22 protein-coding genes are annotated in these 21513 nt (G+C 68.8%); 5 read left to right on the top strand and 17 right to left on the bottom strand.

Translation table 11 applies throughout. From position 1 onward, the window contains the following. Positions 1 to 319: 319 nt before the first annotated feature. The 3 genes from rlmD to cysM form a co-directional block, all read right to left on the bottom strand. Positions 320 to 1645 (bottom strand): 23S rRNA (uracil(1939)-C(5))-methyltransferase RlmD, encoded by a 1326-nt coding sequence (gene rlmD, locus K344_RS0111310; protein WP_028080760.1) that lies wholly within the window; start codon positions 1643 to 1645, stop codon positions 320 to 322. A gap of 25 nt (positions 1646 to 1670) precedes the next feature. Continuing rightward, positions 1671 to 2381: a 3'-5' exonuclease gene (locus K344_RS0111305; protein WP_169729294.1), complete on the bottom strand. Its 711-nt coding sequence runs from the start codon at positions 2379 to 2381 to the stop codon at positions 1671 to 1673. 68 nt (positions 2382 to 2449) lie between these two features. Continuing rightward, positions 2450 to 3340: a cysteine synthase CysM gene (gene cysM / locus K344_RS0111300; RefSeq protein WP_028080758.1), complete on the bottom strand. Its 891-nt coding sequence runs from the start codon at positions 3338 to 3340 to the stop codon at positions 2450 to 2452. Between the two features lie 31 nt (positions 3341 to 3371). On the opposite strand from cysM, the gene K344_RS0111295 reads away from it, so the two are divergent. The 4 genes from K344_RS0111295 to K344_RS0111280 all read left to right on the top strand — a co-directional run bounded on the left by K344_RS0111295 (position 3372) and on the right by K344_RS0111280 (position 7695). Then, the gene (locus K344_RS0111295) at positions 3372 to 5639 is read left to right on the top strand and encodes an ATP-binding protein (protein ID WP_028080757.1); all 2268 of its coding nucleotides are present in this window, start codon (positions 3372 to 3374) and stop codon (positions 5637 to 5639) included. 141 nt (positions 5640 to 5780) lie between these two features. Next, complete coding sequence (locus K344_RS0111290) at positions 5781 to 6641, top strand: SDR family oxidoreductase (RefSeq protein ID WP_028080756.1); 861 nt, start codon at positions 5781 to 5783, stop codon at positions 6639 to 6641. 97 nt (positions 6642 to 6738) lie between these two features. Then, complete coding sequence (locus tag K344_RS0111285; protein WP_028080755.1) at positions 6739 to 7176, top strand: PA2169 family four-helix-bundle protein; 438 nt, start codon at positions 6739 to 6741, stop codon at positions 7174 to 7176. A 9-nt stretch (positions 7177 to 7185) separates the two neighbouring features. After that, positions 7186 to 7695: a pyridoxamine 5'-phosphate oxidase family protein gene (locus tag K344_RS0111280; protein ID WP_028080754.1), complete on the top strand. Its 510-nt coding sequence runs from the start codon at positions 7186 to 7188 to the stop codon at positions 7693 to 7695. On the opposite strand, the gene acpS is transcribed toward K344_RS0111280, so the two are convergent. The 13 genes from acpS to rpoE all read right to left on the bottom strand — a co-directional run bounded on the left by acpS (position 7692) and on the right by rpoE (position 18773). After that, positions 7692 to 8141 carry a holo-ACP synthase gene (acpS, locus tag K344_RS0111275; protein ID WP_084197320.1) on the bottom strand — a complete coding sequence of 150 codons (450 nt, stop codon included), beginning with the start codon at positions 8139 to 8141 and terminating at the stop codon, positions 7692 to 7694. The two genes, K344_RS0111280 and acpS, sit on opposite strands and share 4 nt — an antisense overlap. Continuing rightward, entirely contained in the window at positions 8138 to 8887 is a 750-nt protein-coding gene (gene pdxJ / locus K344_RS0111270; RefSeq protein WP_028080752.1) for a pyridoxine 5'-phosphate synthase, read from the bottom strand. The genes acpS and pdxJ overlap by 4 nt, the downstream gene beginning before the upstream one ends. 54 nt (positions 8888 to 8941) lie before the next feature. Next, positions 8942 to 9649, bottom strand: coding sequence for a DNA repair protein RecO (gene recO, locus K344_RS0111265; protein WP_028080751.1), 708 nt, complete (start codon positions 9647 to 9649; stop codon positions 8942 to 8944). A 17-nt stretch (positions 9650 to 9666) separates the two neighbouring features. Continuing rightward, a complete protein-coding gene (era, locus tag K344_RS0111260; protein WP_028080750.1) occupies positions 9667 to 10551 on the bottom strand; it encodes a GTPase Era in 885 nt (294 codons plus the stop codon). A gap of 240 nt (positions 10552 to 10791) precedes the next feature. Continuing rightward, positions 10792 to 11475 carry a ribonuclease III gene (gene rnc / locus K344_RS0111255; protein WP_028080749.1) on the bottom strand — a complete coding sequence of 228 codons (684 nt, stop codon included), beginning with the start codon at positions 11473 to 11475 and terminating at the stop codon, positions 10792 to 10794. After that, positions 11472 to 11852, bottom strand: a complete 381-nt coding sequence (locus K344_RS0111250; protein WP_028080748.1) for a DUF4845 domain-containing protein — start codon at positions 11850 to 11852, stop codon at positions 11472 to 11474. The genes rnc and K344_RS0111250 overlap by 4 nt, the downstream gene beginning before the upstream one ends. Positions 11853 to 11899: 47 nt before the next feature. Beyond that, positions 11900 to 12688 carry a signal peptidase I gene (gene lepB, locus K344_RS0111245; RefSeq protein ID WP_211234525.1) on the bottom strand — a complete coding sequence of 263 codons (789 nt, stop codon included), beginning with the start codon at positions 12686 to 12688 and terminating at the stop codon, positions 11900 to 11902. Between the two features lie 54 nt (positions 12689 to 12742). Then, the gene (gene lepA / locus K344_RS0111240) at positions 12743 to 14545 is read right to left on the bottom strand and encodes a translation elongation factor 4 (protein WP_028080746.1); all 1803 of its coding nucleotides are present in this window, start codon (positions 14543 to 14545) and stop codon (positions 12743 to 12745) included. A 91-nt stretch (positions 14546 to 14636) separates the two neighbouring features. Further along, positions 14637 to 14903: a glutaredoxin family protein gene (locus K344_RS0111235; RefSeq protein WP_051362150.1), complete on the bottom strand. Its 267-nt coding sequence runs from the start codon at positions 14901 to 14903 to the stop codon at positions 14637 to 14639. Beyond that, positions 14900 to 16387 (bottom strand): Do family serine endopeptidase, encoded by a 1488-nt coding sequence (locus K344_RS0111230; RefSeq protein ID WP_028080744.1) that lies wholly within the window; start codon positions 16385 to 16387, stop codon positions 14900 to 14902. The genes K344_RS0111235 and K344_RS0111230 overlap by 4 nt, the downstream gene beginning before the upstream one ends. A gap of 99 nt (positions 16388 to 16486) precedes the next feature. Beyond that, entirely contained in the window at positions 16487 to 17500 is a 1014-nt protein-coding gene (locus K344_RS0111225; RefSeq protein ID WP_028080743.1) for a MucB/RseB C-terminal domain-containing protein, read from the bottom strand. Beyond that, positions 17500 to 18099 (bottom strand): sigma-E factor negative regulatory protein, encoded by a 600-nt coding sequence (locus tag K344_RS0111220; protein WP_028080742.1) that lies wholly within the window; start codon positions 18097 to 18099, stop codon positions 17500 to 17502. Before K344_RS0111220 ends, K344_RS0111225 begins: the two co-directional genes overlap by 1 nt. Positions 18100 to 18200: 101 nt before the next feature. Next, positions 18201 to 18773, bottom strand: coding sequence for an RNA polymerase sigma factor RpoE (gene rpoE / locus K344_RS0111215; protein ID WP_028080741.1), 573 nt, complete (start codon positions 18771 to 18773; stop codon positions 18201 to 18203). Positions 18774 to 19194: 421 nt separating this feature from the next. Here rpoE and nadB point away from each other — a divergent pair, with 421 nt between their 5' ends. Further along, positions 19195 to 20799 (top strand): L-aspartate oxidase, encoded by a 1605-nt coding sequence (gene nadB, locus K344_RS0111210; protein WP_028080740.1) that lies wholly within the window; start codon positions 19195 to 19197, stop codon positions 20797 to 20799. Here the strand turns inward: nadB and K344_RS0111205 are convergent. Then, positions 20745 to 21407: a flagellar brake domain-containing protein gene (locus K344_RS0111205; RefSeq protein WP_169729292.1), complete on the bottom strand. Its 663-nt coding sequence runs from the start codon at positions 21405 to 21407 to the stop codon at positions 20745 to 20747. The two genes, nadB and K344_RS0111205, sit on opposite strands and share 55 nt — an antisense overlap. Positions 21408 to 21513: the final 106 nt, after the last annotated feature.

Below are 21513 nucleotides of genomic sequence, written 5' to 3'. Positions count from 1 at the left end.
AGGGCCGCACCGAGCAGCGCAGCGCGCGCAGGGGGTGAGCCGGGGATTTGCGGATGTCCGGTGGACATCCGCCCCGGCGAACGCCCCGCCCCGTGGGCGGGGCCGGATGGCGCGCCAGGACGGCGCGCCAAGTCACCGTCAGGCCATGGATGGCCTGTCGGTGACGACCCCGAGCACGTGAGCAGCGCAGGCTTCCCCGCGACAGCGGGGATGCGGCCCTCAGGGTGTGCTTTCTCTTGCTTACTTCTCTTTGCACAAGCAAAGAGAAGTAAGTCGCCAAAGGCGAAATCAAAAGCCCGATCAAGACAAAGGCGCGCCATCACCGCCCCTTCCCCAGCTCGAACAGCGCCATGCTCTCCACATGCGATGTGTGCGGAAACATGTCCATCACGCCGGCCCGCGCCAGCCGATAGCCGAACTCGTGCACCAGCAACCCCGCATCGCGCGCCAGCGTGCCCGGATGGCAGGACACGTAGACGATGCGTTGCGGCTTGCGCCTGGCGACGATCGGCAGGATCTCCTTGGCGCCGGCGCGCGGCGGATCGAGCAGCAGCTTGTCGAAGGCCGGCTGCAGCCAGGACTCGTCGCCGGTCGACTGGAACAGATCGGCCTTCTCGAAGCGGATGTCGAGGCCATTGCGCCGCGCGTTCTCGCGGGCGCGCTGCACCAGGCCGCTCTCGCCTTCGACGGCCAGCACCTGCGCGCCGCGCCGCGCCAGCGGCAGCGAGAAATTGCCGAGGCCGCAGAACAGCTCCAGCACGCGCTCGCCGGCTTGCAGCTCGAGCCAGTCGAGCGCCTGGTTCACCGTCTGCTGGCTGACGTGGCCGTTGACCTGGATGAAATCGGTCGGCTCGAAGCGCAGCGCAATCGGCGAACCGTCCGGTGAATATTCCAGCCGCTTCGCCTCGTCGAGCGGCCGGATGCTGTCCGGACCGCCGGTCTGCAGATAGATGTCGAAGCCTTCGCGCAGCGCGAAGGCGCGCAGCGCGTCGCGATCGGCCTCGCTCGGCGCCTGCAGCACGCGGAACACCAGCGCCACGACGTCCTGTGCGCAGGCGACTTCGATCTGCGGCACGGCGCGGTGAATCGACAGGCCGCCGATCAGCGCGCCGAGTTCGCGCAGCTTCAGGCCGACGCGCGGATCGACGACCTGGCAGCGGTCCAGCGCGGCGAGAAAGCTCGACTCGCGCTCGCGGAAGCCGACCAGCACGCCGCCCTTCTTCGGCACGTCCTTGACGCCCAGCCGCGCACGGCGGCGGTAGCCCCAGACCGGGCCGACGATCGGCGCCGCGACTTCGGCCGGCACGACCTTGCCGCTGCGTTCGAGCTGATCGAGCAGCTGCTTCTGCTTGAAGACGATCTGCTGATCCGCAGCCAGATGCTGCATCGAGCAGCCGCCGCAGACACCGAAGTGCGTGCAGGCCGGCGTGACACGATGCGGCGACGGCGTCTCCACCGCGACGCACTGCCCTTCGTCGACGTCGCGCGCGCTGCGCAGGTATTTGAAGCGCACGCGCTCGCCCGGCAGCGCGTCGGCGATGAACGTGGCCTTGCCGTCGATGCGCGCGAAGCCGCGGCCTTCGTGATCGAGGTCGATGATGTCGGCCGTGAATTCGCCGGCCGGCGGCAGTTTCTTCTTGCGCATGACGTGGAGAGTGGCGTCGGCCGGATCAGCCGACCCAGGCTTCGGCGAACTCGGCCCAGTGCGGCGCCGGGTTGGCGTCGAGGAAGGCGCGCACGCGCTCCTCCTCCTGCTGATGCTCCTCGTGTGACAGGCGGCCGCGCATCAGCTCGAAGCGCAGGTAGACCAGCCAGGTGTTGAGCACGTCGGTCTCGCAGTAGGCGCGAATGCCGGCAAGATCACCTTTCCGATGCGCCTCGAAGACTTTCGAGCCGTCCATGCCGAGCTTGCCGGGAAAGCCGAGCAGCACGGCGATCTCGGTCAGCGGCGCGTTCTGCCGGCCGCTGTACAGCGCCAGCACGTCCATCAGATCGGTATGGCGGAACTGGTAGCGCGCGAGGTAGTTGTCCCATTTCGCCTCGCGGTCGAGATAGCCGGTGTCCCAGTAGCGCGGCGCGGTGCAGCCGTGGATCAGCGCGCGGTACTGCAGTACCGGCAGGTCGAAGCCGCCGCCGTTCCACGACACCAGCACCGGCCGGTATTTCTCGACGCCGTCGAAGAAGCGCTGGATCAGCTCGCCCTCTTCCGCGCTCTCGTCGCCGATCGACCAGCACTTGAAGGTGTCGCCGCTGCGCAGCGCGACCGAGATCGCGACGACGCGCTGCAGGTGCGCGGGCATGAACTCGGTGCCGCGTTCGGCGAGGCGGCGGCTGCGCATCAGCGACCAGGTCTCGGTGTCGCCGAGGCCTTCGAGGTCCATCAGGCGGCGGCCGCCATCGAGATCGGGAATCGTCTCGATGTCGAACACCAGCACCGGTTCGCGGAAGCTCACGAGGGAAACACGCCGGTCGAGATGTAGCGGTCGCCGCGGTCGCAGACGATGCTGACGATCGTCGCGTTCTCGACCTGCTTGCACAGCTGCAGCGCCGCCCACAGCGCGCCGCCGGACGAAGGTCCGCAGAACAGACCTTCGACGGTGCCTGCCAGGCGCATGGTGTCCTCGGCGTCCTTGCTCGTGACCTCAATGACGCGATCGACGCGCGCGCGCTCGAAGATCGTCGGCAGATAGGCTTCCGGCCACTTGCGGATGCCGGGAATCGACGATTCGCCGTCCGGCTGCACGCCGATCACCTGCAGATCGGGATTCTGTTCCTTGAAGTAGCGCGAGCAGCCCATGATCGTGCCGGTGGTGCCCATGGCGGAGACGAAATGCGTGATGCGGCCCTGCGTCGCCTTCCAGATCTCCGGCGCCGTCGTCTCGTAGTGCGCGCGCGGATTGTCGGGGTTGCCGAACTGGTCGAGCACCTTGCCGCGCCCCTCGGCCTGCATCTTCAGCGCGAGGTCGCGCGCGCCTTCCATGCCCTCTTCCTTGCTGACCAGGATCACCTCGGCGCCGAAGGCCTTCATCACCGCGCGACGCTCGACCGAGAGGTGCTCGGGCATGATCAGCACCATCCGGTAGCCCTTGACGGTCGCCGCCATCGCCAGGGCGATGCCGGTATTGCCGCTGGTCGCCTCGATCAGCACGTCGCCCGGCTTGATCTCGCCGCGCTCCTCGGCGCGGCGGATCATCGAGTAGGCCGGCCGGTCCTTGACCGAACCGGCCGGATTGTTGCCCTCCAGCTTCACCAACAGCGTATTGTTGCCAAGGCCGGGCAGGCGCTTGAGCTGGGCAAGCGGCGTATTGCCGATAAAATCGGCCAGAGTCGGATAGGTCATCCGTTGAATTTTACGCGAGGGGGACCGCTTTTTGCCGCAGACCGGACGCCGCTATAGCCGCCGCCTGCTGCCGGGCAGCTGGGCCTTCGGCGCCCTGACCGGCATCGTCCTGGTCGTGGCGCTGACGACCTGGATCGGGCCGATGCAGATTCCCTACGCGCTGCGCGTGATGCTCGGGCTCAGCATCGCCTTCGCCGGCGCCGGCCTCGCCGTGGTCAGTTTCCGCTCGGTGCGGCGCGCGCTCGGCCTCATCGGCCTCGCCCTGCAGGATATCGGCCGCGGGCGCCTCGAGGTGCGCGCGCCCGAGAATCTCGGCGGCCTGGCCGGCGAGCTGGCGCGCGACGTCAACCGTGTCGCGCAGCGCTACGCCGAGCTGCACGCGGATTTCGATGCCCGCCTCGCCGAGCAGACCCAGCGCCTCAAGCGCGAGCGCGACCAGTACGCCGCGCAGAGCCAGATGCTGCGCAACGCCGCGGCCCGCGAACAGGACGAGCTGCGCGCGCAGAGCGAGCGCCTGGCCAGCATGTCGCACGAGCTGCGCACGCCGCTGACCGGCATTCTCGGCTACGCCGATCTCCTGCGCCGCACGCACCTCGACCACGAGCAGCGCCAGCACCTCGACACGCTCGACAAGTCGGCGCGCGCGCTGCTGACGATGATCAACGACCTGCTCGACTGGAGCCGCATCGAGGCCGGCCGCCTCAAGCTCGACGAGCTGCGCTTCGATCTCTACGACGTGGTCGAAAGCACCACGGCGCTGCTGGCGCCGCTGGCCTACGAGAAGGAGCTCGAGCTGGTGCGCATCATCTACCACGACGTGCCGCGCGAGCTGCGCGGCGACAGCCAGCGCCTGCGCCAGATCCTCACCAACCTGCTGTCGAACGCCATCAAGTACACCCACCGCGGCGGCGTCGTGCTGCGCGTGATGGGCGAACGCGACGAGGCCGGCCGCAGCTGGCTGCGCTTCGCGGTGACCGACAGCGGCATCGGCATCGCCGCGGAAGCGCGCGAGCGCCTGTTCCAGCCGTTCCGCCAGATCGGCGGCAGCCAGGTCGGCAGTTCCGGCCTCGGCCTGTCGATCTCGCGCAAGCTCGCCGAACTGATGGGCGGCGAAATCAGCCTGGAGAGCGAGGTCGGCAAGGGCTCGACCTTCAGCGTCCTGCTGCCGTTCAAGCTGATCGCCGCCGAGGAGTCGGTGCCGCACGACGACGAGCCGCTCGGCACGCATCGCGTCTGGCTTTACGAGCCGCACGCCGCGGCGCGTCTCGCCTGGCTGCACTGGTTCGAGTTCTGGGGCCTGTCGGTCGACGGCTTCGAATCGGCCGAGGCGCTCGCCGAAGCGCTGTTCAACACCGCCGTCGAGCGCCGGCCCGCGCTGGTGGTGCTGGGCCTGATGGCGCAGGACATCGAGCGGCCGGTCATCCGCGACCTGCTGTCGCGCAGCCGCGGCACGACGACGACCGTGGTGCTCGTCAATTCCGTGTCGCCGCCGCTGCTCGAGCGCATCCGCCAGGCCGGCGCGGCGCTGGTGCACCCGAAGTCGGTGACGCGCAAGCAGCTCTACGAGGACCTCGCGCAGCGCCTGCGCGCCGAGCGCCCGACCGCGCTGCCGCTCGCCGGCCGGCGCGCGCTGATCGCCGACAACAATCTCGCCAACCGGCGCTACATCGCCGCGCTGTGCGCACATCTCGGCCTGCAGACCAGCGAGGCGGCCGACGGCCGCGAAGCGCTCGACCGCTGGCACGCCGCGCGCCCGGACATCGTCCTGCTCGACGCGCACATGCCGCGCCTCGACGGCCCGGACTGCGCGCGCTCGATCCGCGACACCGAAGCGGACGGCAAGCGCTGCTGCATCCTCGCCGTCAGCGCGCACCTGGAACCGGAGGAGCGCCAGGCCTTTCTCGACGCCGGCGCCGACGCGGTGCTGATCAAGCCCTTCGACGAAGCGCAGCTGCTCGCCGCGCTGGCGCCGCTGCTGCAGAAACCGAGCCACCCCGCTGCCAAGCTGGCGCAGGACCCGGAATTGCTGGCCTTGCTGCGCGAGGAGCTGCCGCTGCAGTTCGCCGAGCTGGAGCGCGCCTTCGGCACCGGCAAGCTCGACCAGGCGCGCGACGCCGCGCACACCTTGCGCGGCACCGCGGCGTTCTATCACCTCGCGCAGCTGCGCCAGACGACCGCCGCCGTCGAGGAATGGCTGCGCAGCGCCGAATCGCTGAAGAAGGGTCCGGCGGCGCGGCGCGAGCTCGAGCGCGTGCGCAAGGCGGTCGACGAAACGCTGGCGGCGATGCCGCGCGGCTGAGCGCGCCGCCTCGCGAGCATTCAGGGCCGATTCACGGCGCCGCCGCGCGGCGCCGGCGCGCTGAACTTCGGCGCGCCGCCTCCGGTCGGAAAAGGAGACGTCGCAAGGACCGCGACGCCCTTCATCGCCAAGGAGGCTCGCATGAACATGCCGAAACGCATGCCGCGCCAGCATCAGGAACGGCAGCCGGGACAACAGGCCGCGATGCACCCGGAGCCGCTGACGATCCGCGACGATTATCGCGGCGCCGACAAGTTGCGCGGCAAGCTCGCCTTGATCAGCGGCGGCGACAGTGGCATCGGCCGCGCGGTCGCCGTGCATTTCGCGCGCGAGGGCGCGGACGTCGCCATCGTGCATCTCGACAGCGAGATCGACGATGCGCTCGCCACGCGGCATCGGGTCGAAGCCGAAGGCCGGCGCTGCATGACGCTCGCCGCCGATCTCGGCGCGCCGGATGCGGCGCGGCGCGTCGTCGACGCCGTGGTGCGGCAGTTCGGCCGGCTCGACGTGCTCGTCAACAACGCCGGCGAACAGCATCCGCAGCCGGCGCTCGCCGACATCACGCCGGATCAGCTCGAACGCACCTTCCGCACCAACCTGTTCGCCATGCTGTATCTGACGCAGGCGGCGCTGCCGCACCTGCCGCGCGGCGGCGCGATCATCAATACGGGTTCCGTGACCGGCGCGCGCGGCAACCCTGCGCTCGTCGATTACTCGGCGACCAAGGGCGCGATCCAGGCCTTCACGTTCTCGCTGGCGAGTCAGCTCGCGCCGCGCGGCATCCGCGTCAACGCCGTCGCGCCGGGGCCGATCTGGACGCCGCTGATTCCCTCGACCTTCACGCCGGAGAAAGTCGAGACGTTCGGCCAGGACACCCTGCTCAAGCGGCCGGGCCAGCCGGCCGAGGTGGCGCCGGCCTACGTCTATCTGGCCTGCGACGACGCCTCGTATGTCACCGGCCAGATTCTCCACATCAACGGCGGTTCGCTGATGTCGCCCTGAGCGGCGACACAGCGAACCGGCACCCGCTGCCGACGGCGCCCCGACGGCTCGCCGCTGGCATTTTCTCTCCAAAGCCGTCGCCGACCAGGAGCACGATATGAACCGCAATCACTACCTGAAGGACATCGTCGAGATCGCACGCGACGGCGCGCAGTTCTACGACGACGCCCAGCAGCACGTGCAGGATGCCGGCCTGCGCACGACCTTCGCGCAGATGGCCAGCGCCAAGCGCGAGCTGATCGCCGGCCTGTCCGCGCGCCTGCGCGCCGAAGGCGCCGAACCGCCGCGCAATGGCACCATTGCCGGCGCGATCCGCAAGACCTACACCGATGTCGCCGCCAAGCTGTCGAAGCACGAGGCACGGCTCTACGTCGGCCAGCTCGAGGAAACCGAGGACCGGCTGATCGCCGAGGTCCGCAAGGCGATCGCCGACTGCGAGGACGCCGGGGCGCGCAGCGTCCTCGAAGCGTACTGGCCGAAGGTAAAGGCGTCGCACGAGCAGATGCGCAAGCTCAAGCACAGCTTGGCGGCCTGAGCGACGGCCATGAGCGAAGCCCGCCTCTGGGATCTGATCGAGGACGTCGAAGTCGCCATGCTGACCACGCTGGACGCCGACGGCCACCTCGTCAGCCGGCCGCTGGCGACCATCAAGGTCGACGGCGGCGATGGCGATCTCTGGTTCTTCACCGCCAAGGATTCGCCGAAAGTCGCGCAGATCCAGCGCGAGCAGCACGTCAATCTCGCCTACGCCTCGCCGCGCCGGCAAACCTACGTCTCGGTTTCCGGCGTGGCGACCCTGACGCAGGACGAGTCGCGGATCGACCAGCTGTGGTCGCCGGCCTACCGGCCCTGGTTCCCGCATGGCCGCCATGATCCGCAGCTGGCGCTGCTGCGCGTGCGGGTGACGAGCGCGCAGTACTGGTCGAACGAGCGGGGCTGGGTGGCGACCGCGGTCGGCGCGGCGATGGCGGCGCTCAGCGGCGAGCGCTACAGCCCCGGCGACCACGACATGCTCGACGTGCAGGCGCGCAGGAGCCGCGGCCGGACCTGCTAGGCGCCGCGCTCGACGACCACGTAGGCGCAGACGATGCCACCGTCGTCGCTCAGCGAGAGGTGCGCGGCGCCGACGCCGAGCTGCCGCAGCCGGGCCTTCATCTTGCGGTCGAAGATGAGGACCGGCCGGCCGTTCGGTTCGCGCACCACGCCGACTTCCTTCCAGCCGATGCCGTCGAAGCCGGTGCCGAGGGCCTTGAGGAAGGCTTCCTTCGCCGCCCAGCACATGGCCAGCGCCCGCGCGCGATTGCTGCGCGCCTTGACCTCGCGCAGCTCGCGCGGCGCCAAGAGTCGCAGCAGCAATTTGCTGCCGTGCTTGTCGAGCAGCTTCTGCATGCGTTCGACGCGCAGCACGTCGACGCCGATGCCGTAGATGGCGGCCGGGGCGGCCGGCGCACGCGCCGCCCGCGCGCGCGGCGCGACGGCCTTTCTGGCGGCGGCCTTCACGTGCGGCGCGCCTCGTGCATCGCCCGCCGCATCTCGGCGACGGCGGCCGGCAGACCGACGGTCAAGGCGCGCGCGACGATCGCATGGCCGATGTTCAGCTCGACGATGTCGGCGATGCGCGCGATCGGAGCGACATTGTCGAGCGTCAGCCCGTGCCCGGCATGCACCTCGAAGCCGGCCTTGCGCGCGGCGCGCGCGAAGGCGGCGATGCGCTTCAGCTCGGCGGCCTGCGCGCGGCCGCGCGCTTCGGCATAGCGGCCGGTGTGGATTTCCAGGTGCGGCGCCCCGCTCAGCTTCGCCGCCTTCAGTTGCCGCGGATCGGCGTCGATGAACAGCGCGACCCGGCTGCCGGCGCGCGCCAGCCGCGCGCAGGCGGCACGCACGGCGTCGAGCTGGCCGGCGACGTCGAGGCCGCCTTCGGTCGTCAGCTCCTCGCGCTTCTCCGGTACCAGGCACACGCAGGCCGGCTTCCATGACGACGCCAGTCGCAGCATCTCCTCACTGACCGCCATCTCGAGATTGACGATGCCGCGGTCGTGCGCCACCAGCGCGGCGACGTCGCGGTCCTGGATATGGCGGCGATCCTCGCGCAGATGCACGGTGATGCTCGCCGCGCCGGCGGCGAGCGCCAGTCTGGCGGCCTCGACCGGATCGGGATACGGCGTGCCGCGCGCCTGGCGGATGGTCGCGACATGGTCGACGTTGACGCCGAGGCGGATGGCGGGGACAGCGCGGCGGGCAGGCATGAGCTTCCTTGGCGGGACGGCGGCGAGCGCGGGCATTTTAGGCGATGCGCGCCTTCAGCCCGCGTCCTGCGCCTCGCGCATCTCGCGCATCAGCAGCGGCGTCTGCAGGGGCTTGCTGCCGAGCTGCGCGGCGAGCGCGGCGCGCAGCAGGCGGCGTGCGTCGCGGCGCGCCTCGGCCGTCGCCAGCCGCTCGTCGCGCAGGGCGATCAGGCTGGCGCCGGCGTAGGCCTGCGGCGCATCGGACGCCGCCGGCTGCGGTCCGGCGTCGGCGTCGTAGTGGTAGCGCTGCGCCGCATCGAGATCGTCCGGCAGCAGCAGGCCGTAGCCGATCTCGGCGAGCAGCGTCTTCTCGAACATGCGCAGGGCGTCCTCGGCCTGCGTCGCCGCGCCCGGCAACTGCTGTACGGCGAGCGCATAGGCGTCGAACAGGGCCGCATGCGCGTCCTGGCGTTGCAGCAGGCGCAGGAGAAGCTCGTTGAGATACCAGCCGAAGAACACCCGCTCGCCGGCCAGCAGCAGCGGCGGTCCCGCCGCTTCGGCGGCGCTCAGCGTCGCCAGCTCGCCGCTCGCGTTCCAGCTCAGCAGCAGGGGCGCGAACGGCTGCAGCAGGCCGCGCAGCTTCGACTTGGCGCCGCGCGCGCCGCGCGCGACCAGGCCGATGCGTCCGTGCCCGCGGGTGATCGCCTCGAGCAGCAGGCTGCTGTCGCTGTACGGACGACGGTTCAGGAGATACGCAGGTTCGAGCGTGACGCGGGCACGCATCGCCGAAGGCCGGTCCGCTATTCGCCGGTCAGGCCGAACTGTTTCAGCGCCTTCAGATCGTCGCTCCAGTTCTCGCGCACGCGGCACCAGAGCTTGAGGAAGACCTTGCGGCCGAGCAGGCGTTCGAGCTCGCGGCGCGCGCTGGTGCCGACCTGCTTGAGCGTCTCGCCGTCTTCGCCGATGACGATCTTCTTCTGGCCTTCGCGCTCGACCCAGATCACCGCCTCGACGCGATCGAGCCGGCCTTCGCGCTCGTAGCTTTCGACGCCGACCGTGAGCGAGTACGGCAGCTCCTGGTGCAGGTTGCGCGTGAGCTTCTCGCGCACCAGCTCGGCCACCAGGAAGGCGTCGTCGTAGCCGACGATCTGGTCCTCGGGATACAGCGGCGGCCCTTCCGGCAGGCGCTGGAACAGCTCGCCGAGCAGGGCGTCGACGTTGTTGCGCTTGAGCGCGGACAAGGGCACCACGAAGGCGTAGTCGCGCATCGCCGTGAGCTTCTGCAACTCCGGCAGCAGCGCTGCCTTGTCGGCGATGCGGTCGATCTTGTTGACGACGAGGCCGACCGGCGTGCCGAGCCCTTCGAGCCGCTGCAGCACCGCCGCATCTTCCTCGGTCCAGCGGTTCGCCTCGACGACGAAAACGATCAGATCGATGTCGTAGAGGCTGGCCGCGGCCTGCTCGTTCATCACGCGATTCAGCTTGCGCGTCTCGCGGCGGTGCAGGCCCGGCGTGTCGACGAAGACGATCTGCCCGCCCTCGCGATTGACGACGCCCTGGATGCGATGCCGCGTGGTTTGCGGCTTGTGCGAGACGATGCTGACCTTGCGCCCGACGAGCGCATTGAGCAGGGAGGATTTCCCTACGTTGGGCCGACCGACGATGGAAACGATGCCGCTATGCATGATCAATCCTCGGCGCCGCCCGCATCGGCCCAACGTAGAGGAAAGCCCCGATTACCAATGGCCCGCAGTTGCTTTGCTCCTGCGCGTTGGGCCGACCGACGATGGAAACGATGCCGCTATGCATGATCAATCCTCGGCGCCGCCCGCATCGGCCCAACGTAGAGGAAAGCCCCGATTACCAATGGCCCGCAGGCGCTCAGCGCCTGCGCGGCGGGCCGACCGACGATGGAAACGATGCCGCTATGCATGGGCAGATTGTAGGCTTTGCAGTAAGTGCCGCGCGGCGTCCTGCTCGGCGGCGCGGCGGCTCGAGCCGTGCGCGTCGGCGGCCAGTTCGGCGTCGGTGAGGCTGGCCCGCACGTGGAAACGCCGGCGGTGCGGCGGTCCGCTTTCCTCGATCACCTCGTAGAGCGGCAGCGGACGGGCGCGCGCCTGCAGCCATTCCTGCAGCCGCGTCTTGGCGTCCTTGAGCGTATCGGCATCCGGCAGGTCGCCGAGCAGCGCGGCGAACAGGCGCTCGCAGACCTGCCGCGCCGCCTCGAACCCGCCGTCGAGATAGACGGCGCCGAGCACGGCCTCGAAGGCGTCGGCGAGGATCGAGGCGCGGCGGTAGCCGCCGGATTTCAGCTCGCTCTCGCCGAGCGTCAAGGCATCGCTGAGTTCGAGGCCGCGCGCCAGCTCGGCCAGCGTCTCCTCGCGCACGAGGCTCGCGCGCAGGCGCGACAGGGCGCCTTCCTCATCGCCGCGGCGGACCCGGTACAGGGCCTCGGCGATGACGAAATTGACCAGCGCGTCGCCGAGGAATTCGAGCCGCTCGTTGTTGGCGTAGCCGGCGCTGCGATGCGTCAGCGCCTGCGTCAGCAGCGCCGGATCCTGGAATCGGTAGCCGAGCCGGCGTTGCAGATTCTGGACGACTGCGGTCAAGACTGCACGTTGGCGAGCGGCACGTCGTCCGCGAAGTGGATGACGATGTAGATGTTGTAGAACAGCCGCTCGCGCGCCTCGTAGTCGTAGCTGATGAAACGGCCGCGATCGGTGCGCTTGATCTTGACGTCGTTGACCGACAGGTACTCGACGTCGTCGATGTCCCAGTACTTCTGCAGATCCTTGCGGATCGTCAGCGGATCGGCGTTGGCGTTCTCCGGGTCGGCCGCTATCTTGCTCATCGCCGAGGCGACCTTCATCTGGTTCAGGTACATCGGCACGGTCTTCACGCCGACGATCGCCAGGAACGCGATCACCGCGAGCACGAATACCAGGCCGAACAGGCCGAGACCGCGTTGGCGCTGCAAAGATGGCATGGCGACCCCCTCCCTTGATAACCGTCGCGAACGGCGCGCGGCCTAGCTTAGCGGACGCTGTTGCCGATGCGCGAGAAATCGACGCGCGTGTTCTCGGCATCCCAGGACATCCAGATGAAGAAGGCCTTGCCGACCAGATTGCGTTCCGGCAGCGTGCCCCAGCGGCGGCTGTCCTCGGAGTTGTCGCGGTTGTCGCCCATCGCGAAATACTCGCCCGGCGGCACGATGAACTCGAAGTCGTCGGCCGGACGGTCCGGGTTGACGAGAATCTTGTGCTCGACGTCGCCGAGATGCTCGTCCATGCGGTACATCACCGACGGGAAGCCCGGCACCGGGTACACGCCGTCGGCATCGAGGGGCGCCGCCTCGCCGTTCACGAACAGCTGCTTGTTGCGATAGACGATGTGGTCGCCCGGCAGGCCGATGATGCGCTTGATGAAGTCCTTGCTCGGATCGACCGGCCAGCGGAACACCACGATGTCGCCGCGCTGCGGCTCACCCATCTTCACGAACTTGTGATGGAAGACCGGGTCGCGCAGGCCGTAGGTGAACTTGTTGACGAGGATGAAGTCGCCGACCAGCAGGGTCGGGATCATCGAGCCGGAGGGAATGCGGAACGGCTCGGCGATGAACGAGCGCAGGATCAGCACGACGAAGATCACCGGGAAGAACGAGCGGCAGAAGTCGACGAAGCTGCTCGGCTTGTCGACCGCGTCGACCGCCAGCCGGGCACGGCGCCGGGGCCCGAGCCAGAGCTTGTCGAGCAGCCAGACGATGCCGGTGATCAGCGTCAGCACCGTCAGGATGACGGCGAAATCCCAGTGTATGCCCTGCATGGCTTGTCCGTGTCCGTATAAGCGAGTCTGTGGAATGCGTGTCCGCGCGGCAGCCTACTTCTTTTTGTCGACGCCGAGCACCGCCAGGAAGGCTTCCTGCGGAATCTCCACGGAGCCGACCTGCTTCATGCGCTTCTTGCCCTCTTTCTGCTTCTCCAGCAGCTTCTTCTTGCGCGAGGTGTCGCCGCCGTAGCACTTGGCGGTGACGTCCTTGCGCAGCGCCTTGACCGTGCTGCGCGCGATGATCTTGGCGCCGATCGCCGCCTGGATGGCGATGTCGAACATCTGCCGGTGAATCACTTCCTGCATGCGCTCGCACAGATCGCGGCCGCGCGGATAGGCGTTGTCGCGATGCACGATCGAGGCCAGCGCGTCGACCTTGTCACCGTTGACCAGCACGTCGAGCTTGACCAGATCGGCGGCCTCGAAGCGCACGAATTCGTACTCGAACGACGCGTAGCCGCGCGACACGCTCTTCAGGCGGTCGAAGAAATCGAGCACGACCTCGGCCATCGGCATCTCGACTTCCATCTGCACCTGGCTGCCGAGATAGCGCAGGTTCTTCTGCACGCCGCGCTTTTCCATGCACAGCTGCATCACCGGGCCGACGTAGTCCGGCGGCATCAGGATGCGGGCGTTGATGATCGGCTCGCGCAGTTCCTTGATGAAGCCCGGCTCCGGCAGTTCGGCCGGGTTGTCGACCTTGATGACTTCGCCGTCGTTCTTTTCGACCTCGTACACCACCGACGGCGCCGTGGTGATCAGGTTGAGGTTGTATTCGCGCTCCAGGCGCTCCTGCACGATCTCCATGTGCAGCATGCCGAGGAAGCCGATGCGGAAGCCGAAGCCGAGCGCCGTCGAATTCTCCGGCTCGAACTGCAGCGCCGAGTCGTTGAGGCGCAGCTTCTGCAGCGACTCGCGGAAGTCCTCGAAGTCGTCGGCGTCGACCGGGAACATGCCGGCGAACACGCGCGGCTGCACCTGGCGGAAGCCCGGCAGCAGCTCCTCGCAGGGCTGGCTCGCCAGGGTCAGCGTGTCGCCGACCGGCGCGCCGAAGATGTCCTTGATGCCGGCGACGATGAAGCCGACCTCGCCGCACCCGAGCTGATCCTTGAACACGCGCTTGGGCGAATTGACGCCGAGCATGGTGATCTCGTAGTCCTTGCCCGTCGACATCACGCGGATCTTCTGGCCCTTCTTCACCGAGCCGTTGTAGATGCGCACCAGTGAGACCACGCCGAGGTAGTTGTCGAACCACGAATCGACGATCGAAGCCTGCAGCTTGCCGTCCGGATCGCCCTTCGGCGGCGGCAGCTTTTCGACGACGGCTTCCAGCACGTCCGGCACGCCGAGGCCGGTCTTGGCCGAGATGCGCAGCGCGTCGCTGGCCGGAATGCCGATGACCTGCTCGATCTCGTCGCAGACGCGTTCGGGCTCGGCGTTCTGCAGGTCGATCTTGTTCAGCACCGGCAGCACTTCGAGGTTCTGTTCTAGCGCGGTGTAGCAGTTGGCGACCGACTGCGCCTCGACACCCTGCGAAGCGTCGACGACCAGCAGCGCGCCCTCGCAGGCGGCCAGCGAGCGGCTGACTTCGTAGCTGAAGTCGACGTGCCCGGGCGTGTCGATCAGATTGAACTGGTAGAGCTCGCCGTTCTTCGCGCGGTAGTGCAGCTGCACCGCCTGCGCCTTGATGGTGATGCCGCGCTCGCGCTCGATCGGATTGTTGTCGAGCACCTGCGCCTGCATCTCGCGCGCCTCGAGGCCGCCGGTGAGCTGGATGAAGCGATCCGCGAGCGTCGACTTGCCGTGGTCGATGTGCGCGATGATGCAGAAGTTGCGGATGTGATCGAGGCGCACGGAGAAGCGGATACCAGGTTGCAAGTCGAAAGTCGCCGCCCGGGATGGCGACGGCAGCTAAGGGGGCGTAAACAAACCGCAAGTATAGCGTTTAACGGCTTTTCGCTGCGCAGGCCCGATCGAAGGCGGCGGCGTCGAAGATGCCTTCGGCGAGCACGCGGCCGTCTTCGTCGAGCAGCACCGGGATGCGCGTCCCGTAGCGCATGCGCCACTCGCCGCGCGCGTCGACGCCGGCCTGCTCGAGCACGAACGGCCGCGCGCCGAGATGTTCGCGCAGCGCGGCCTCGAATTCCTCGCAGAGATGGCAGTCCGGCCGGCCAAGCAGCAGCCAGCGTGGCGCCGGGCCGTCCGCCGTCACGAATTCGGTGCCGCGCCCGGCACGTCGAGCGTCAGGAACAGCGGCGCGCCGCGGCGCTGCACGAGCAGCTGCACGCTCGATCCCGGCGTCAGGCGGCCGACGACGATCGCCAGGCGATCCGGCGTGTCGATCTCCTGTCCGGAAATCTGCAGCAGCACGTCGCCGGCGCGCACGCCGGCGCGCATCGCCGGGCCTTCGCCGACCGAGCTCACCAGCACGCCGCCGCTGACGACCTGCGCCTTGCTGCGTTCGCCCGGCGTCATCGAGCGCACCACGAGGCCGAGCGGCCCGGGCGGCACCTTCGGCGTATCCGGCAGATCGAGCTGGTCGCCGCTGCCGCCGGGCGCCAGCGCGCCGACGTCGACCTTGACGGTCAACGACTTGCCGTCGCGCAGGACCTGCAGCGTGGCGATCTGGCCCGGATCGGTGATGCCGACCATCGGCGGCAGCGCCGTCGAGCTCGGCAGCTCCTGGCCGTTGTAGCTGAGGATGATGTCGCCCTCGCGAATGCCGGACTTGGCGGCCGGGCTGTCGGCCAGCACGCGCGCCACCAGCGCGCCCTCCGGCTTGTCCATGCGCGCCTGCTGGGCGAGATCGCGGTCGACTTCCTGGACGACGACGCCGAGCCAGCCGCGCGTGACCTTGCCCTGCTCCTTGATCTGCCGCGCGACCTTGGCGGCGACGTCGATCGGGATCGAGAACGACAGGCCCTGGTAGCCGCCGGACTGCGAGTAGATCTGCGAGTTCATGCCGATCACTTCGCCGGCCAGGTTGAACAGCGGCCCGCCGGAATTGCCCGGGTTGATCGCCACGTCGGTCTGGATGAACGGCACGTACTGCTCGGTGATGAGCGCGCGGCCTTTCGCCGAAATGATGCCGGCGGTCACCGAGTAGTCGAAGCCGAACGGCGAGCCGATCGCCAGTGCCCACTGGCCGGGGCGCAGCTTCGAGGCGTCGCCGATCTTCACGACCGGCAGATCCTTGGCCTCGATCTTCAGCAGCGCGACGTCGGTCGCCTCGTCGCTGCCGACCACCTGGGCGGTGTACTGGCGACGATCGAGCAGGCGCACGATCACTTCCTTGGCGTCGCGCACGACGTGGAAGTTGGTGAGCACATAGCCGTCGTCCCATAGGATGAAGCCGGAGCCCAGTGACTGCGGGCCCGGCGGCAGGCCATCGCCGTCACTGCCGTCCTCGCCGTTGCCGGGGCTTTCTTCCGGGTGCTCTTCGAGAAAACGCTTGAACCACTCCGGCGCGCTCTTCAGGGCGTCGTCGTTGTCCGCGGACGTATCGGCGCGCGCCTGCTCCTGCGGCAGGTCGGCCGGCACCGTGCTGATGTTGACGACCGACGGCGACACGCGCTCGACGAGATCGGCGAAATCGGGGTAGCCGGTCATCGGCGCCGCGCCGTCCTCGCGCTTGCACGCGGCGAGCACCGTCAGGGCACAGACCAGGGACAGCCGCAGGACGGCGGCAAGCTTCATCGAAAGACTCCGGGTGCACGGCGGCGTGCCGCGCAGAATACCCCGAATTTCAAAGGATTCGCCGCGGAATATCAAACGCTGCGCGGCGCGCCGGATGCGTCAGTGCGCCGGCGCGTCGCCGCCGTCACCGTCGATCGCCGGCACCGGGGCCGACGGCGCGGGCTGCACGTTCTCGCCGATCAGGCGCACCGTCTCCGACGGCGCCTCGCCGACGACGGTGATGTGGACCTGGCCGACCACGCGGCCGTAGGCGTGCAGCGCGCCGATCTGCGAGGCGCCCTGGAAGGCCTGCGCCGGCACCTTGCGCCGCGCGCTGAACACCGAGATCGCCGACAGGCCGTCGGACAGCAGCAGATGCTCGACGATGCCCTGCCCGTCGGCGGTCGCCCGCACGTCGCGCATCGTCACGTGATAGCCGGGCGGCAGGTTGGCGAACTGCATGTCGGCGGCCGTCGCCTTGTCGTCGAAGGGCTGCGGGTCCTGCACCATGCGCGTGACTTTCTGGAACTGCTTCGGATCGAGCTCGGTCTGCAGCGCGCTGTCCGGGATCGTCTTCGGGAATTCGATCTCGGTAAACATCAGCTGCTCCATCACGCGGCTGTCGCGGCCGATGAGGTTGACCTTGACCGGTACCGCGGACGCCGCGTCGGCCCAGATCTCGTAGCCGTAGCGGAACTGGTCGCGCGGCGCGATGGTGATGCCGCGGCACATGCGGCCGGCGATGCGCGCCTGGCCGACGTCCTGGAAATCGTAGTAGCGGGCGATCTGCGCGACGCGCTCCGGCGTCAGGCCCGGGAAGAGCGCCTTGGGCGTAGGCAGTTCCAGGGTGACCTTGCGGTCCTTCGGCAGCAGGCAGATGACCTGGTTGCCCTGCTTGAGGATCTCGCGCGGCGCGCCGGTCAGGGTCTGCACGCGCTCGACCTCGTCGCCGTTCTTGTAGCGGTGCACGACGCGCATCGTCTCGAGACGATCCTGCGTCTGGTAGACGATGACGCCCTGGTAATTCGCGGTGCGCGCGGCGTCGCTCATCTTGGCGAGCCAGTCGGCCGGATCGGCCGCAGCGGCGGAGAGGCTCCAGCCGGCGGCGAGCCCGATGACCGCGATTTGACGCATCAGCGCGACCCGCCGCTCGCCGTCATGGACACGGGCTGCACATAGGCCTCGTCCGCCGTGCGGGCGGCGAAGCGCGCGTACGACAGAGCCCCGCCGACGCCACGCTCGGCCAGCGTGTTGCTGTGCTCGATCATGTAGTTGCGCAGGTCGTCGTCGATCTGCGCATTGCCGCCGGCATCATTGGCGGCGCTCAGCGCGACCGGCTGCAGGGCCGCCGCCGGCGCCGAGGCCGTTTCGACCGGCCCGTTGCCGGCCGCCGGCACGGTGCCGAAGTTGAAGCCGAGCGTCACCGCGACGGCGGCGACCGACGCGGCCGCCGCGAGCCCGGCGAGCGGACGCCAGGCCAGCGGCTTGCGCCGGCTCGCCAGCTCGACGACCTTGGCACGCGGTGCGTCCGGCGCCTCGTCGAGCCGCGCCATGACGGCGGCGGTGATGTCGAGCCGGCGGACCCGCAGGCCGGCCCGCGCCTCGCGGGCGGCATGCAGGCGGCTCCAGCTTCCCATGAGTTCGGGCGAGCGATCGAGCGCCTCGAGCAGGGCATCGAGCTCCTGATCGGAACACTCACCATCGAGCAGAGCGGACAGCGATTCTTGCGACATTCGATACACCTGGCCCGGGGACCTGGGCGGCCTGAATATAACCTTAACCTCAAAAATCCGAAAAAGTTCCGTTACGCAAGACGATCGGTCGATACGGTCGCTCAGCCGAGCAGCGGCTTGAGCACCACGTCGATCGCCTCGCGGGCGCGGAAGATGCGCGAGCGGACCGTACCGATCGGGCAATCCATGACCTCGGCGATCTCCTCGTATGACAGGCCTTCCAGCTCGCGCAGCGTGATGGCCTTGCGCAGATCGGGCGGCAGCCTGGCGATCGTTTCCGCAACCGCCTTGCGGATCTCGTCGGTGAGCAGCGCCGCTTCCGGCGTCTCGACGTCACTTAGATGCTCGGTATGGCCATACAGTTCCGCGTCGGCGACGTCGATGTCCTGATCGGCCGGCCGGCGGCCGCGCGAGACGATGTAGTTCTTCGCGGTATTGATGCCGATGCGATACAGCCAGGTGTAGAACGCCGACTGCCCGCGGAAGCCGTTGAGCGCGCGCCAGGCGCGGATGAAGGTTTCCTGGGCGACGTCCGGTGCGTCGCCGTCGCCGACCAGGCGGCTGACCAGCTGGACGATCTTGTGCTGGTACTTGCGCACGAGCAGCTCGAATGCGCGCTGGTCGCCCGCCTGCGCGCGCACCACCAGCTGTTCGTCGGTACTCGTTTCGCTCATGCAAGGGCCTGTTAACGCCAATCGCGTCGCTGTGGTGCCGTCTGGCAAGCCGCCAAGCAAGGCGCGAGACGCGCACTTGGGTGATCCCCAAGAAGCGGCTCGCAACGCCGCATGGCGGCTTGCCAGACGGCATCCCGAAGGGACCGGCCCGTTTTGCCGCATCGCGGCGTCATTCGTCGTTTGTGTACGGTCAAGTACACGGCACTCCTCAATTCCCTGCGCTGCGGCAAAACGGACTCGGCCACAGCGATGCGATTGGCGTTAACAGGCCCTTCATTGCGGCTTCACGACAGCGAAACCGTTAAACTCCCGTCCGTTCAGAACAACGATTCGCGCCAACCGCGTCGTGCGGGCGGCCCGCAGCAGGGCCGGACGGCGCAAAAAGTCCGCCATTGTATCTCCCTGACCCCCCAAACGCGCCATGAATGAAGTGGAAGTCCTGGTGATCGGCAGCGGCGCGGCCGGTTTGTCGTGTGCGTTGCGCCTCGCCAAGGCCGGCCACCGCGTGGTCGTCGTGTCGAAGACCAGCCTGCAGTCCGGCAGCACGCTGTGGGCGCAGGGCGGCATCTCGGCGGTCTTCGATGCCGACGACTCCACCGAGAATCACGTCCGCGACACGCTGATCGCCGGCGCCGGGCTCTGCGACGAGGCCGCCGTGCGCTTCACCGTCGAAGGCGGCCCGGAAGGCATCGCGTGGCTGCTCGAACAGGGCGTCGCCTTCACGCAGGAGGACGGCGAGGAACGCGGCACGCGCCTGCACCTGACGCGCGAGGGCGGCCACAGCCATCGCCGCGTCGTGCACGCCGCCGACGCCACCGGCCGCGCCGTCGAAACCACGCTCGCCGCGCTCGCCGCCGCGCACCCGAACATCCGCATCCGCGAGTTCTGCAGCGCCGTCGACCTCATCGTCGACCGCGAGTCGCGACCGCAGCCGCGCGTTCTCGGCGCCTACCTGTACGACATTCCGAGCGGCCGCGTCAGCACGCACCGCGCCAAGGCCGTGGTGCTGGCGACCGGCGGCGCCAACCAGGTCTACCTGTATTCGAGCAATCCGCACGGCGCCTCGGGCGACGGCATCGCCATGGCCTGGCGCGCCGGCTGCCGCGTCGCCAACATGGAATTCATGCAGTTCCATCCGACCACGCTCTACCATCGCGACACGCGCAATTTCCTGATCTCCGAGGCGCTGCGCGGCGAAGGCGCGCTGCTGCGCCTGCCGAATGCCGACGGCAGCGCCGGCGAGCGTTTCATGCCGCGCTTCGATGCGCGCGGCGAACTGGCGCCGCGCGACATCGTCGCGCGCGCCATCGACCACGAGATGAAGCGCCTCGGCCTGCGCTACGTCTATCTCGACATCACGCACAAGCCGGCCGACTTCATCCTGCATCACTTCCCGAGCATCCACGCGCATTGCCTGTCGCTCGGCCTCGATATCTGCCGGCAGCCGATCCCGGTGGTACCGTCGGCGCACTTCACCTGCGGCGGCGTCGTCACCGACCTGGCCGCGCGCACCGACGTCGACGGCCTCTACGCGATCGGCGAAGTGGCCTGCACCGGCCTGCACGGCGCCAACCGCCTGGCCTCCAATTCCCTACTCGAATGCCTGGTGTTCGCCAAGGCCGCCGCCGAAGACCTGATCGCCCGGCTGCCACAGCGCGAGATGCCGACGCAGCTGCGGCCTTGGGACGAAAGCCGCGTCACCGATTCCGACGAGGACGTCGTCGTCAGCCACAACTGGCTGGAGCTGCGCACCTTCATGTGGGACTACGTCGGCATCGTGCGCACCAGCAAGCGCCTGCAGCGCGCCCTGCATCGCGTGCAGCTGTTGAAGCAGGAAATCGACGAGTTCTACGGCAATTACCGCATCAACGCCGACCTGCTCGAACTGCGCAATCTGGTGCGCTGCGCCGACCTCATCGTGCGCTCGGCACTGGCGCGCCAGGAATCGCGCGGCCTGCACTACACGCTCGACTATCCCGACACGCTGCCGGAAGCCCGGCCGACGATCCTGCCCGGCCGCGCATAGCGGCCCCGTTCAGGCCGTGCCGAGCTTGAACCTCTGCTCGCAGACGAAGGCGCGCAAGGCCAGCTGCGAAGTGGTGTCGAGCGCCTCGAACTCCAGACCGATGCGGCAGCCGCCGCCATCGTCGGCGCCTGACTCGGCGACGCCGCGCACGTGCCGAACACGGCGACCGGCAGGGCTTCCATGCTTTCGAGCGGCAGCCGCGCACTCGGGCCGACGCGCTCGCCCGGCTGCGCGAACGGCCCGCCGGCCTCGGGCAGGGCGCCGGTGACGCTGAGATCGATCAGGCGCACCGAGGCCACGCGCGGCGAACCACCGGCGGTCGCCGTCGTCACCGTGCCTTCGGGGTGGACCGGCACGCGGTACGCCTTGCGCACGGTGACGCGCCTGAACTGCTCGGGATAGCCGAGATGCAGATAGGCGCACGGATGCGTGCAGACGCGCAGCAGCGTGCAGCTGAAGGCGACCGCCCGGTTGCCGGCGAAGGCACGCGCCGTGAATGCCCGGCCTTCGCGCACCAGCACCCGCTTGCCGTCGGCGAGCGGCGCCGTGACGATGATGCTGCTGCCCGCAGATAGCCGATGGTCTTGACGTAGAACCGGCGGTCGCAATCGTCGCTGACGGTCTGCAACTGCAGCATCTCGTCCCAGTCCAGCTCCAGATTCCCTCGCTATTGTTCGCTCATGGCGCTGTATCCGTCCCTCGCCTTGCCGGCGG

This window comes from Solimonas soli DSM 21787 (assembly GCF_000474945.1).
In the GTDB taxonomy this organism is placed as follows: Bacteria; Pseudomonadota; Gammaproteobacteria; order Nevskiales; family Nevskiaceae; genus Solimonas; species Solimonas soli.
Note: the sequence above shows the minus strand (reverse complement) of the source record. Positions and strands in the feature narration are given on the sequence as shown.

Coding starts and splice junctions, on each gene's coding strand:
- rlmD (WP_028080760.1), bottom strand. CDS start 1,645: ATGCGCAAGAAGAAACTGCCGCCGGCCGGCGAATTCACGGCCGACATC.
- K344_RS0111305 (WP_169729294.1), bottom strand. CDS start 2,381: ATGGACCTCGAAGGCCTCGGCGACACCGAGACCTGGTCGCTGATGCGC.
- cysM (WP_028080758.1), bottom strand. CDS start 3,340: ATGACCTATCCGACTCTGGCCGATTTTATCGGCAATACGCCGCTTGCC.
- K344_RS0111290 (WP_028080756.1), top strand. CDS start 5,781: ATGAACATGCCGAAACGCATGCCGCGCCAGCATCAGGAACGGCAGCCG.
- K344_RS0111285 (WP_028080755.1), top strand. CDS start 6,739: ATGAACCGCAATCACTACCTGAAGGACATCGTCGAGATCGCACGCGAC.
- K344_RS0111280 (WP_028080754.1), top strand. CDS start 7,186: ATGAGCGAAGCCCGCCTCTGGGATCTGATCGAGGACGTCGAAGTCGCC.
- pdxJ (WP_028080752.1), bottom strand. CDS start 8,887: ATGCCTGCCCGCCGCGCTGTCCCCGCCATCCGCCTCGGCGTCAACGTC.
- recO (WP_028080751.1), bottom strand. CDS start 9,649: ATGCGTGCCCGCGTCACGCTCGAACCTGCGTATCTCCTGAACCGTCGT.
- era (WP_028080750.1), bottom strand. CDS start 10,551: ATGCATAGCGGCATCGTTTCCATCGTCGGTCGGCCCAACGTAGGGAAA.
- K344_RS0111250 (WP_028080748.1), bottom strand. CDS start 11,852: ATGCCATCTTTGCAGCGCCAACGCGGTCTCGGCCTGTTCGGCCTGGTA.
- lepB (WP_211234525.1), bottom strand. CDS start 12,688: ATGCAGGGCATACACTGGGATTTCGCCGTCATCCTGACGGTGCTGACG.
- K344_RS0111230 (WP_028080744.1), bottom strand. CDS start 16,387: ATGAAGCTTGCCGCCGTCCTGCGGCTGTCCCTGGTCTGTGCCCTGACG.
- K344_RS0111225 (WP_028080743.1), bottom strand. CDS start 17,500: ATGCGTCAAATCGCGGTCATCGGGCTCGCCGCCGGCTGGAGCCTCTCC.
- K344_RS0111220 (WP_028080742.1), bottom strand. CDS start 18,099: ATGTCGCAAGAATCGCTGTCCGCTCTGCTCGATGGTGAGTGTTCCGAT.
- rpoE (WP_028080741.1), bottom strand. CDS start 18,773: ATGAGCGAAACGAGTACCGACGAACAGCTGGTGGTGCGCGCGCAGGCG.
- nadB (WP_028080740.1), top strand. CDS start 19,195: ATGAATGAAGTGGAAGTCCTGGTGATCGGCAGCGGCGCGGCCGGTTTG.